The sequence below is a fragment of the Chitinimonas violaceus genome (genome assembly GCF_052601015.1).
The window spans coordinates 1-12,579 of record NZ_JBQXDJ010000016.1 but is presented as its reverse complement, the minus strand read 5'-3'; the positions used below and the strand labels follow the sequence as shown (position 1 = coordinate 12,579).

Here is a 12,579-nt window from a genome sequence, read left to right as displayed (position 1 = left end):
TTGATGCCCCCGAATGCCGCAATGCGACAAGCATTTTGGTTTACTCATTCGAGCTTTCCTTTGGAAATCCGCCATTTCGATGAAGACTGCCTGGTGTTCCACCCAGGCGCGGGCGATACATTTGTATTGGACGCCTTCGCGGGTTTTCTGCTCGGTTTGCTTTCACCGGTAGCGCAAGACAGTGCGCAGCTGGTTGCTGGTGTGGCGGCCGGGCTTGGGCTTGCCGTTGACCAGACATTACAGGACCAAGTGGATGAGCGCCTATCGGACCTATACGGCCTTGGATTGATTGAGTGCGATACGCAGTGATGTGGGCAGCGTTCAGCTTATCCAAAGGCATGGGTTTGGTGCCGATCTACCGTGTGTGTTTTGGCCATAGTCGGATAGCAGCATGAGGGTACGCGACCTTACCCGTGCAGCGCTTAAGGACAAACTTGCCCATAATGCTCTCTATATACGGACAGGTCCCTTCGTCTGTCGTATTCAATCCCGTTTCTCCACTGTTGTGCATGGTCTGGCCACAGCCTATGCCGACTATCTTTTGGCTGAGCCGGGCTATGCCGATTTCCATGTGAATCTTTCTTCGCCCTGGTTCCGGCGATGGATTTTTCCCCAAGTGCAATTCTGGTCGGACCTGAGGATGCCCTTCCTCCCTCTACCTGTCGAACAAGCCTATGCCATGTTCGAGTGGGGTATGAATTGGTGTGTCAGCCAGAACGCAAACCAATATCTCATCTTGCACGCAGCTGTGCTGGAGAAAAACGGACGGGCGTTGATACTGCCGGGTCATAGTGGGGCGGGTAAGAGCACGCTTTGCGCGGGGTTGGTCTATGGGGGTGGGTGGCGATTGCTATCGGATGAGCTGACGCTGATTCGACTGGATGACGGATGGATTCAGCCTTTACCTAGGCCAGTCAGTTTGAAGAACCGTTCGATTGAAGTGATCAAATCGTTACGGCCGGATCTTATCTTTACGCCTGTTGTGATGGATACACAAAAGGGCGCTGTAGCGCATGCCAAGCCGCCATTGGAAAGTATTGATCAGCAGGATTGTTGCGTACCGGTAGGTTGGGTTGCCTTCCCTAATTACCAAGCCGATGCGGCAACCAAGGCTGAACCCATTGCTGCTACCCAAGTTGTATTGAAGCTGGCGGAACAGGCATTCAATTACAGCCTGCATGGCAAGCAAGGCTTTGACACCCTGGTTGGGTTGATGCGGCAGGCGACGTCCTATCGGTTCGAGTACAGTCGGCTGGCCGATGCCATCAGCTTCTTCGATGGTCTGGCCACCACCTCCATCGCTACCGAACCCGCGCCGCAATTAGCCGAGCGTATGCCATGAACGCCTTTGCCAAGCTTAGCCGCGTTCTGATCGACCCTACCAGCTCAACGGGATGGGCGCTCAACGAATGGGATGCGGTGCTACGACTTTCCGACACTGCATTGCTGACGGGCAGCCTTGCCGCTCAATTACAGGCTGCATCGGTTATCACAGCCTTGCCGGCACCTGTACAGGCGCGGCTGGCCTCCGCCTACTTGCAATGTGTTGCTAATCGTCGTGCAGCGGCCTGGGAAGTGAAGCGTTTGGAGCTGGCTTTCAAGCCGCTTGGTGTGGGCGTTGTGCTATTGAAGGGCGCGGCATATGCCATGGCCGACCTGCCGTCTTCGCATGGCCGATTTTTTGGGGACGTCGATATCCTGGTGCCCAAAAAGCGGTTGGATGATGTGGAGGCGTGCCTTTATTGGCAGGGATGGATCAATACGCACTACGATGCCTACGACAACCGCTATTACCGGGAGTGGATGCACGAGTTACCGCCTTTGATGCATCAGAAACGGCAGAATGTATTGGACGTCCACCACACCATTCTGCCCCCTACAGCGCGCTATCACCCCGATCCGACCAAGCTGCACGCCGATGCGGTTCCCCTGCCGGAACAGCAGGGGGTATTCGTGCTAGCACCGTGTGATATGGTCATTCATAGTGCTTGTCATCTGTTCCATGAAAGCGAATGGGAAAGCAGCATGCGGGATCTGTTCGATCTCGACCGTCTGTTGCGGCATTTTGGCAAGGAGCCGGCATTTTTTGATCGGTTGATCGCCCGGGCGCACGAGCTGGAACTGCAACGGCCGCTTTACTATGCCGTACGCTATAGCATGCACACGTGGCAAACACCTGTACCTGCAGCGAGCAGGGCAGCGCTACAAAAAGCAGGTCCTGTTATGCCTGTCCGTTTGCTGATGGATGCGCTGATCCTACGTGCGCTAAGGCCTCGCCACCCCCTGGCCAAACGAGTGGGCGACAGGCTGGCACGCTTTTGCTTGTATGTCAGGGGGCACTGGCTGCGTATGCCGGTACAGCTGCTGATACCGCATCTGCTGCGCAAAGCGATCAAGCCTTATTTGCCTGAGCGCACCTAGCCACACGCTATCGGCGTTAATGCGAAGATAGACTGGCCGATAGCTATAGCTATAGCTATAGCTAGGGAGTATCGACTATCACATCAGACAAGCCACGTAGTCTGATGTGGCACTTCGAGCGGGTTACTGTGCTTCGGGCTGTTTAGGCTCATGCGGAGCTTCTGGCTTGGGCTCTGCCTTATGGTCAGGTTTGGCGTCTGCCTTGGGTTCTGGCTTAGGCTCGTTACGCGGAGCTGGCTTCGGCATACGGCTCAGCACGGCTTCCATGAAATCCACATCCACATCGCGTTGTGCCTTGGTTGGGTCTTCCATCGGCATTTCACGCGGTTTACCGGCAGCCTTCGGCTTGGCTATATTGGGCTTCGCAGAAGCGGGAGGCGCTGAGGCAGACTTTGCGACAGGTGGTGTTCCAGCAACTTGGGGCGCATTGGGTTGGCTATGGTCAGCATTCAGGATAGCCATCGGGTCAGCCCCTGTCGTCGGGCTTTCCTGCTGGGGCATTTCCAATTGCTCAACCAATGCAGGCTTACCGATTTCCGGGCTGAGGGCTGGAGTCTCGCTCAGGGGAACGGCTGGTGCCTCAGGTACTTTGGCAGTCGCAGGTGCAGATACCGGCGCGTGGGTAATGACTGGCGCTTCGGCTTCGTGAGAGGAAAAAAGCAGAACGACAACGATGAGCGATGCCAGAATTGCAACGACTATGGCTACGGCCCATGGCCATAAGCGGGTAGCAGTTTTTTCCTTTGCAGCAGGGGTCTTGGTGCGCTTTTGCCCGCCTTGGACGGTTGCCGCATCCAGGACGCTGAATGAAGAGGTGCTGTCCGGCTTGTATAGCGACGGACGGGATGACTGATTGCCCGGTTGTTTTGGGGTTGATTTCATTGATGTCTAATCCAAAGGTGTCGCTATTTGGCACCGGTGATTTTTATATAGTGATGACCTGTCTTGCCAAATACGCTGCGGTTCCAGCACTGAATCATGCAAGAATAATGAGACAAAAGTAACGCGTGAATGCAGTAGTGGTCAAATCAGAATGTACGAAAATTATTTAATTATATTCTCTGCCAGTGTATTGCTGTTGTTGGTGCTGATGGCGGGTTTATTACTGCTTTCTGCCGGTTTGCGTGAACGCATTGCAAAGGCTTGGTCCCAATTTTGTTTCAGGTTCCAACAGCAGCGCACCGCGGGTATGACAAGCCTGGGTGATTTGCAAAGCTCGGTAGGCGAGGGTAGTCGCAGTAGACTGCAAAACCTGTTTAATGCAGTTCTTAAAAACAGGTGGTTATTACTTGCCACGCTGTGCGTACTGATCACTCCCCTAATATTAGTAGCAATGTTGAACAATCAAATCGGCACGGGTGGATATGAAGATCTACCTGCAGAGGAAAATGCCGTTATAGCGCAGCTATTGCGTGGTGAGCAGCTGGTTCCGCCACCACCTTTGCCGCCAGAGGCATTTTTGACGCAGGAAGTGGAAATGGTCCGCCCCATGCTGGTTTCTGCGAGCCGGGACTGGATGCTGCTGGACGAGGAATTTCGGCAGCGCCTTCTGGTGGCGTTTCGCATGATGGAAGAGAAGCATGGTTACAAGATGGCCATTCTGGAAGGGTATCGGAGTCCGAGCAGGCAGAATACCTTGGCTGCCATGGGACCGCAGGTGTCCAATGCACGGGCGTTCCAGAGCTACCATCAATACGGTCTGGCGGCGGACTGTGCGTTTCTGCGCAACGGCAAACTGGTGATTTCGGAAAAAGACCCCTGGGCTATGCGGGGTTACGAGTTATATGGCGAAGTGGCGGAATCACTGGGTCTGGTATGGGGTGGGCGCTGGAAGATGATGGATTTCGGCCACGTTGAACTGCGCCGTAAAGGCGCGTTGGGTAAGCCTGTGGCAGAGCCTGCCAAGTAAATGTGGTTTTGTAACGGGCGTGACACTGAACAGCGTCAAGAAATGGGTGCATGTGGATAGAGATTGTGGTGCCCTATATTGAATTGGCACGCTCATAAGCATTCAACTATGGATATTGATTGATCGGCGATTTGGGATAGCATGCACGCCTTGACCCACGCTCGGCTGCCATTTCTTCGAACTTGGCCAAGTTCAAGAATTGTTACGAGCAGCACATAGGTCCTGATCATCTGCACAGCAAGTTTGCAAATAGGCGCAGCCTTTTTGCAGGGAGGAATAATAAATGGGTAAGCCCTATATATTATTGGGAGATCCAACCAGCCACGGCGGTACCGTGTTGGAGGGCTCGATGACAACAACAATCAATGGCAAGCCGGTTGCCCGCGTTGGCGACAAGGTTTCCTGCCCGATACCCGGCCACGGGACCTGCGTCATTGTGAGCGGCGACTTTACGCATCTGATCGATGGCAAGCCACTGGCGCGACATGGCGACACCACTGCGTGTGGGGCATCCCTGATTGCGACCCAGTTTCAAGTGCTCGACCATGTTTGATCTGGCATGCACGCATCGTTATCCACCCTATTGCTGAACGTAATCCATGGCTAAGTTTTTACGGGCCTTACTGCTGCTGGCATTGGTGTGTGCAGGCACCTGGGGGTTAGTGATCCTCTATTGGCAGGAAATCCACCTTGTACCAGGCACTGAAGACATCGTGCTTTATCTGCTGGTATTGCCACTGGCTATCTTCTTTACCTTTTTGGGTTTGAATTGGCTGTGGCGGCGCAGGAAGGCACGTCTTGCCGCACCACCGGTTGCTGTAGCGGCCCCTGCGGCCAATGCTGAACCAGTTGCTGCTTCATTGCCCATGCTTAACGTGATTGCAGCCGAGGTGGCGACTCCTGTGGGTGAAACCTTGGGCGAAATCGCCGATGCCTTGCAGGCTGCGCCCGTTCCTCCACTCGATACCGAGCTGTGCGATCCCAATGGCTTTCCTTTGGTGACGCGCCGATACCCAGACCTTGATCTGACTGTGTTGCCAGCTGCATGGCAGCACGATGCCGACAATGCGCCGCTTGCCGGCCGGCAACGTGCGCTTGCCCTGTTGGCAAGCGTGATCGACCGCCTGGAGGGCGTATTGACGCAACTGGCTGCAGCACAGGTCCCATTTGTCCGGCCTCGGCAGCCACAGCGTGCAGCAGAGCTGAACCCAGCCTGGTTGGGCGAAGTGACGCCCGAACCGGTTGAGATGGAAGCCGCTCAATGCGTACCGCCATTGTTGCGCGTGCAGCTGCTGCTGGAACCCGGCATGGATGCGGCGGCAGAGGTGGTTATCGCACCCTGGCTGAACGACCAGCTGGCAAGGTTCGGTTTGTCCACAGCCCAGCTGCAGGTGGAAATCCGTCCTATGGCGGTGAATGGTTTGTCCCGGCATCTGAATGCGGTGGTCGATGAGCTGGCTGTGTTGTCCCAACCCGTTGTGGTGCTCTTGTTGGCGGCGGGTTCCAGTGTTTGCCAACAGTCGCTTAACGATGGTCTGTTCAGTGATGACGCAGGGGATCGCGGTGGCATCCATATTCCTGGCGAATCTGCTGCCGCCTTGTTGCTTGCCAACACAGCATTTGAGCTGGCGGACTTTCCACCGATTGCGCAACTTGGCATGGCTGATCTTGCGCCGTGCGACGCTATCGCACGTACGCGGCCCCATGCCGCCAAGGTGTTGCTCAATCTGTTTGGTCAACGTACTGGCCAGCGTGCTTTACCCGTCGAGACGGGGTGGCTTTGCAGTGGACTGGGCTTGGGGCCGGAAGCTGCAGAAGTCGCTTCCTTGTTGACCGCCGCACCAATGTCGCTGCAGCCGAATGAAGTGGTCCATGTACGTAGCGCGACGGGCGATGCAAACATGGGTGGGCGCTTAGCCAGTTATGCCCTGGCTTGCCAGATGGCGGTGGAGCAAGGTTTGCCCACTATGCTGGTCTTGAACGACGGCTGGGTAGAGCGCGGGCTTTGCCTTATAGGCGCTGCGCCGGAGCCTGCCGGTGCAAACGTGGTGTAAGCCCAGGGTTAGTTTTCGTTTTGGCAGCGCATTTGTTCGTTAATAGCCTTACCGATGCGCTACCTTTTATTAGCGTAAATAGAATCATATTTAATCCTTAACTCGGATGATTTTTTAATGAATTGGCTTGCAAGGTTTTTCCGGGATCTACGCGTAATTTCATTGCTGGCGGTGTTGCTTGCCGGTGGCCTCTTGTTTGTCTTGTTTGCTGTCTTTGAATGGTCGATGGTGTTGCCGACCATTGTGCTTACGTTGAGCATTGCTGCATGGGTGGTGTATTGGTTGTTGCGCCGCCATAAGGCAGCCCAGGCGGGTGAACAGCTGAACGTCATGCTCGCTGCCCAGGGTGCCGATTCGGCAAACAATGCGCAGGATGCCAGTAAGAGCGAGGTCGATCGTCTGCGTGGCCGGCTTGAGGATGCGATCAAGACCATCTGCAATTCCAAGCTGGGCGAAACCTCGGGCCGTGCCGCGTTGTACGAGCTTCCCTGGTACATGATCATCGGTAACCCTGCTGCCGGTAAAAGCTCGGCCATCAAGAGTTCGGGCCTGCATTTTCCGTTTGCCGAGCAAGGTGCAGCTGCGATTCAAGGCGTTGGTGGCACACGTAATTGCGATTGGTTCTTCACCACCGAGGGTATTCTGCTTGATACCGCTGGCCGTTATTCGGTACAGAATGAAGACCGTAACGAATGGTTCGGCTTTTTGGGCCTGCTGCGTAAGTACCGTCCCAAAGCGCCAATCAATGGCATTCTGATCGCTGTCAGTATTTCCGAGCTGAGCCAGAATCGTCCGGAACATGCGATCCAGTTAGCCAAGAACCTGCGCCAGCGCGTGCAGGAGCTGACCGAGAAGTTGGAAGTCTTCGCACCGGTCTATGTTGTCTTCACCAAGATGGACCTCCTGGCGGGCTTTACCGACTTCTTCGAAGCCAGTGATGAGAGCGAATGGCAGCAGGTGTGGGGTGCGACGCTGCCTTACAAGGCCGAAGCGCCGGTCGATGCAGTTACCCAGTTCGATGCCCAGTTCGAGCATTTGAGCGAAGGCCTGAAGGACTTGAGCGCTGTTCGCATGTCGATGCAGCACAAGCAGGCGATGTCACCTGGGTTGCTCACCTTCCCGATGGAATTCATCGCCATCCGGCCTGCGTTGCGTACCTTCATCGCCACCTTGTTCGAGGAGAATCCTTTCCAGTTCAAGCCGGTATTCCGTGGGTTTTACTTCACCAGCGCCTTGCAGGAGGGCCGTGCGGTCAGCCCGTTGACGGAGCGGATGGCTTCGCGCTTTGATTTGCATGTAAGCGGCGAAGAACGTGAACAACGCTTCAATGCCAGTCATGGCTTCTTCCTCAAAGACTTGTTCTCCAAAGTCATCTTTGCCGACAAAGCCTTGGTACGTCAGTACGCCAGCCGCCGAAAGCAACAGATACGCTATGCCAGCTTCTTTGGCGGGGTGGCGGTTCTGGGTCTGCTCCTGGCGGGTTGGACCACGTCCTACATCGGGAATCAGCGCCTCTTGAGCAATGTGCAGGCCGACCTCGACAAGGTCGTGCGTCTGCAGGAAGGCCACACCGATCTTGCGGTGCGGTTGGAGGCGATGGAGATTCTGCAGGACCGTATTGTCCAGCTGCATAAATACCGCGATGACAAACCGCTGTCGCTGGGCTTTGGCCTTTACAAGGGGGACGTACTGGAAGCCAAGCTGCGCCGCGAGTATTTCCATGGCGTACAGGAGTTGATGCTCAAGCCGGTCGCCACGAATCTCGAATCGTTCCTGACAGACGTGAACGCCCAGGCTGGCAGCTTGAAGGAACAGAGCGCCAAGCCGGTGCAGACCGCTGCCCAAGGCGGGGACCAGCCCTACAAGGATGCCTCGCCCAGCAATGTTGATGATGGCTACAACGCGCTGAAGACCTACCTAATGCTGGCCAACCGGGATAAGCTCGATCCTGGTCACCTGAATGACCAGATTACCCGCTTCTGGCGCGGCTGGCTGGAAAGCCACCGGGGCAGCATGTCGCGCGAAGCGATGATCCGCAGCGCAGAAAAACTGCTGACCTTTACGCTGTCTCAAACCACCGAGCCGGATTTCCCGCTGATTGAAAACCAGCTGGCGCTTGTAGACCAGTCGCGCGAATCGTTGCGCCGCGTGGTCAAGGGCTTGCCCGCCAGGGAGCGTGTGTACGCGGAAATCAAACTGCGCGCAGCGGCGCGCTTCCCGGCCATCACGGTGGCTGCGATAGTGGGTGAAGAGAGCAAGGGCATTGTTGCCGGCAGTTATATTGTGCCCGGTGTCTTCACCCGCGTAGCGTGGGAAGGCTACGTTCAGAACGCCGTCAAGGATGCTGCATTCAAGGAAACCCAGGCGAGTGACTGGGTATTGAAAACAGCGGTCCGTGAAGACCTTACCTTGGAAGGCAGCCCGGAGCAGATCCAGAAGTCGCTGACAGCCATGTATAAGGCCGACTATGTGCGTGAATGGCAGAAGTTTGTCCAGAACGTCACTGTGGCGGAGTTTGCCGATTTCAACCAGGCCGTGACGAATATGAATCGCCTGGGAGATCCGACGCTGTCGCCGTTGTCCAAGCTGATGGATACCCTCTACCGCGAAACCTCGTGGGATAACCAATCCCTCGTGGATGCCGGTTTGACGCAGGCCAAGCGTGGTTTTGTCGGCTGGTTCAAGGAAGTCATTCTGCGCCGTGCGCCTAGCGGCACAGTTCAAACAGGTAGTACGGCCAGCATCCCAGCCCAGCCCGGCGCAGTGCCGATGGGACCGATCGGCCGTGAGTTCGCCGTTGTGGGCCACCTGATGCGTGCTCGTGGCGAGAGTAAGGATCAGTCCCTGATGAGGGGTTATCTGGAGCTGTTGAGCAAGCTGCGTTCACGCTTCAACCAGATCAAGAATGCTGGCGACATCGGCCCGGGCAGTACGACCTTGATGCGCCAAACCTTGGATGGCAACGGTTCGGAGCTCGCCGAGGCGCTCAAATATGTGGATGAGCAGATGTTGAATGGGGTGTCGGACAGCGCGAAGGTGACGATGCGCCCGATGCTGGTACGCCCGTTGATGCAATCCTTCGCAGTGCTGCTCAAGCCTTCCGAAGCGGAAATCAACCGTACCTGGACCGCGCAGGTTTACGAGCCCTTCAGCAAGTCTTTGGCAGGTAAGTATCCCTTTGTTGCGAACTCGCGCGTTGAAGCAAGCGCACAGGAAATTGCCGCCATCTTTGGTCCGGAAGGGGCAATCGCCAAGTTCACTGAAAAGTCCATCGGCCCATTGGCAGTACGCCGTGGCGATATGCTGAGCGCCCGCACCTGGGCGGACATGGGTGTTCAGTTCTCGCCAGCCTTCGTTGCGGACTTCCCGCGCTATGTATCGGCACAGGCTGGTGGGGGCGGCGGTGGTGCGACGGCAGCTACGAGCAACCAGACCCAGTTCCAGATCATGCCGATGTCGGCCCCGGGCCTGTCGGAATACACCATCGAGATCGATGGCCAAGTCATGCGTTACCGGAACGGCATGCAAGCCTGGAACAGCTTTGTCTGGCCCAATCCTAGCGGCTCGCCCGGTGTGAAGATCACCGCCACCACTTTCGATGGCCGCGCTGTCGAGCTCTTGAACGTGCCGGGCAATTTCGGTCTGGAGAAGATGATCGGCGCAGCCCAGCGCAAGAAGAAAGAGCAGGGCTTGTTTGAATTGTCGTGGGCGAATGGCAATGTGGCGGTATCGGTCAACTTCCGCATTATCAGCAGCCCGCAGGTGGATGGCAGCGGCAGCGCCCGCCAGGGCCAGGGTCTGCAAGGCCTGACATTGCCGCAAACCATCGTCGGCAGCGAATTCGCCACGCGGGCGACAGGAGCAGGTGCGTGAATCTGACGAATATCCTTACCGCTCAGCCCGAGCTCTACTACTTCGGCAAGTTTCCCGCCCGGGGGGACTTTGTCCGCAGCGGCACCGGCAGTGGGTTGATGAATGTGTTCGACCAGTGGATTTCGCTGGCGCTCGATATGCTGGCGCCCGATCCACGTTGGAAGCTGAGTTACGACAATGCGCCGCCGGTGCGCTTCATGTTTGTCGGCACCCGGGCGCGTACTGCGGTGGCGGGTGTGCTTACTCCCAGCATGGACAATGCGGAGCGGCGCTTCCCCTTTGTATTGGCGACACAGTTTGAAGTGGAGCGCCCGCGCGATTTCACCGGTCTTGCGCCGTTACGCCTGTCGCGTTGCTGGCAATCGGCTGAACTGCTTGGGTTGCGTGCGCGGCAGGCCGCTTCCGACGAAGCTTTTCTGGGCGCGATAGGCCCGCATCCCGATGGGTTGCAGCTTGATGGCAGCCAGGATGAACGTCTATTTGCAGAATGGCTTCAGGTCCAGGCGATAGAGCAGATCGACCGTGAAGTCCGTGCTTCATGGCCCGAGTTTTCGCTGCGCCGTACCGTGCTGGCGCTGGGTGTGCTGTTGCAGCCGCTGATTGCCAAAGGCGCGGAAGACCTGAACAAGGGGTTGATGTTTCCGTTGCCAGGCAGAGCCGATACCAATGCCTATATGGCCTGCTTCTGGCTGGGGTTGGTGGTGGGCTTTTTGCAGCGGCATGAATTCGAGTTGTCCGCATTGCTCAGCCGTAGCGGTAACCAATCGGTGCTGCTGGTGGGCTTTGCCGGTGCGGCATCTGAAGCATTGGCCGCGGTGCTGAGCCCGGATTCGGCAACCGACTATCTGATCGATATCGCCGATGCCGAATGGGTGGAGGACTATCTTGATAGCGATGCCGGTTGCCGTAAGCTCGCAAGCTATGCCGATCACCCACAGCTGTCGTTGGCACAGTTGCGCATTACCTTCAATGAAGTTTTTCTGGGGTTGTAAATGATTATCCGCCGATCTCTATTCCTGCTGGGCGCTGGCCTGTTTATGGCCGGCTCGTTGCAGGCGGACCCGGTAGCCGCCCCTGCAGACAATAATAATCAGGTCATCACTGTGACAGGCGCGGTGCCCGACCAAGCCACCAAAACCATTATTTTGAACCGCCTGCGCGAGGTCTATGGGGCTGAGCGTGTGGTTGACCAGATCAGCGTTGGTGGTGTGATCATGCCTGCCAATTGGGCCCAATACGTGCAGGCGTTGATCAGCCCGCAGCTCAAGGCTGTAACCCGGGGCGAATTGAGCGTAAACGGCAATACGGTGAATGTGAAGGGCGATGTTTCGAGCGACGCGAACCGGCAGCAGGTAACCAGCCAGATCGCCAGCGCCTTGAATCCGACCTATGTGGTCAAAAGCCAGTTGCGGGTGACGATGGCCGAGCAGGCGGTATTGGACCAGGCCTTGGCGAACCGCATTGTCGAATTCGAAAGCGGCAGCGCCAAGATCACCGCAGCCGGACAAGGCATACTCGATGAGATGAATAATGCGCTCAAGCAGTTCAACGGCCGTCGTGTTGAGGTGATTGGCCATACCGACAGCCAAGGCGCTCGCAATAGCAACGTCGTGTTGTCCAAGGCGCGTGCCGATGCGGTCAAAGCGTATCTGGTTCAGAAAGGTATTGTTGCCGACAGCCTGATTCCTATCGGTATGGGGCCGGACCGTCCTGTTGCACCCAACAATACCGAAGACGGCCGGCGTCGCAACCGGCGCATCGAATTCAACTTGAGCCAATAGCCTTATCGAGCCCGGATATCACCCTAGCCAGGCTCGAATCTGTTTGAAGTACAGCCATACCTTACGAAGCGAGCCATCATGTACCCGCTGTCTTTCGCTGCCGGTCAATTGCTTAGCCAGTACCAGGCCCAACTTGGCCAGTGGCAGAGTGCTGATCGTCTGTATCGCATCCATACCAAGCTGGGGCCCGATGCATTGCTGGTGGAACGGGTGGATGGCTTGGAGCAGATCATCGGCGCGCCGTTGCCTAGCGTCGGCCTGCCGCTGCCCGATGCAGACCGGTTTCCTCCGGGCGCGACGGTGGCCGAACAAGCTGCGCAACCGCAAATTCAGCTGGGCCATATGCCATTGGCCGGAACTAGGGTCTGTTGACGTTTCACATAGGTAGCCATAGAAACCCACAGGCCATGGCAACCATGCTTTCATAGTTCCGTTTCAGTTTGTCGAACCGGAACGCCACTGCACGGTAATGCTTCAGCCTCGCAAAGGCGTTCTCGACCAAATGCCGGTAGCGATACAACCACTTATCCAAATCGGCATT

At 56.5% G+C, this 12,579-nt stretch carries 11 protein-coding genes and 1 pseudogene; 10 read left to right on the top strand and 2 right to left on the bottom strand.

Translation table 11 applies throughout. The features are described 5' to 3' along the window. The first annotated feature begins 21 nt into the window (after window positions 1-21). The 3 genes from ACUHMQ_RS07740 (at window position 22) to ACUHMQ_RS07730 (ending at window position 2,421) form a co-directional block, all read left to right on the top strand. On the top strand, window positions 22-309 hold the full coding sequence (locus tag ACUHMQ_RS07740; RefSeq protein ID WP_445294881.1) for an HPr-rel-A system PqqD family peptide chaperone: 288 nt from the start codon (window positions 22-24) through the stop codon (window positions 307-309). A gap of 82 nt (window positions 310-391) precedes the next feature. Continuing rightward, on the top strand, window positions 392-1,342 hold the full coding sequence (locus ACUHMQ_RS07735) for an HprK-related kinase A (RefSeq protein ID WP_445294880.1): 951 nt from the start codon (window positions 392-394) through the stop codon (window positions 1,340-1,342). Then, window positions 1,339-2,421 (top strand): nucleotidyltransferase domain-containing protein, encoded by a 1,083-nt coding sequence (locus tag ACUHMQ_RS07730; RefSeq protein ID WP_445294879.1) that lies wholly within the window; start codon window positions 1,339-1,341, stop codon window positions 2,419-2,421. The genes ACUHMQ_RS07735 and ACUHMQ_RS07730 overlap by 4 nt, the downstream gene beginning before the upstream one ends. 123 nt (window positions 2,422-2,544) lie before the next feature. On the opposite strand, the gene ACUHMQ_RS07725 is transcribed toward ACUHMQ_RS07730, so the two are convergent. Beyond that, on the bottom strand, window positions 2,545-3,303 hold the full coding sequence (locus tag ACUHMQ_RS07725; protein WP_445294878.1) for a hypothetical protein: 759 nt from the start codon (window positions 3,301-3,303) through the stop codon (window positions 2,545-2,547). Window positions 3,304-3,754: 451 nt separating this feature from the next. Between ACUHMQ_RS07725 and ACUHMQ_RS07720 the strand changes: the two genes are divergently transcribed. The 7 genes from ACUHMQ_RS07720 (at window position 3,755) to ACUHMQ_RS07690 (ending at window position 12,410) form a co-directional block, all read left to right on the top strand. Next, a complete protein-coding gene (locus tag ACUHMQ_RS07720; RefSeq protein ID WP_445294877.1) occupies window positions 3,755-4,330 on the top strand; it encodes a M15 family metallopeptidase in 576 nt (191 codons plus the stop codon). Window positions 4,331-4,613: 283 nt separating this feature from the next. Continuing rightward, window positions 4,614-4,883 (top strand): PAAR domain-containing protein, encoded by a 270-nt coding sequence (locus ACUHMQ_RS07715; RefSeq protein WP_445294876.1) that lies wholly within the window; start codon window positions 4,614-4,616, stop codon window positions 4,881-4,883. Window positions 4,884-4,929: 46 nt separating this feature from the next. Beyond that, window positions 4,930-6,384, top strand: coding sequence for a hypothetical protein (locus ACUHMQ_RS07710; RefSeq protein WP_445294875.1), 1,455 nt, complete (start codon window positions 4,930-4,932; stop codon window positions 6,382-6,384). Window positions 6,385-6,501: 117 nt separating this feature from the next. Then, the gene (gene tssM / locus ACUHMQ_RS07705) at window positions 6,502-10,257 is read left to right on the top strand and encodes a type VI secretion system membrane subunit TssM (RefSeq protein WP_445294874.1); all 3,756 of its coding nucleotides are present in this window, start codon (window positions 6,502-6,504) and stop codon (window positions 10,255-10,257) included. Next, the gene (gene tagF, locus ACUHMQ_RS07700) at window positions 10,254-11,249 is read left to right on the top strand and encodes a type VI secretion system-associated protein TagF (RefSeq protein ID WP_445294873.1); all 996 of its coding nucleotides are present in this window, start codon (window positions 10,254-10,256) and stop codon (window positions 11,247-11,249) included. Before tssM ends, tagF begins: the two co-directional genes overlap by 4 nt. Next, window positions 11,250-12,038, top strand: a complete 789-nt coding sequence (locus ACUHMQ_RS07695) for an OmpA family protein (RefSeq protein ID WP_445294872.1) — start codon at window positions 11,250-11,252, stop codon at window positions 12,036-12,038. A 78-nt stretch (window positions 12,039-12,116) separates the two neighbouring features. Beyond that, complete coding sequence (locus ACUHMQ_RS07690; protein WP_445294871.1) at window positions 12,117-12,410, top strand: C2 domain-containing protein; 294 nt, start codon at window positions 12,117-12,119, stop codon at window positions 12,408-12,410. Window positions 12,411-12,414: 4 nt separating this feature from the next. Here ACUHMQ_RS07690 and ACUHMQ_RS07685 read toward each other — a convergent pair. Further along, a pseudogene (locus ACUHMQ_RS07685) lies at window positions 12,415-12,579 on the bottom strand (IS5/IS1182 family transposase); the annotation flags it as partial.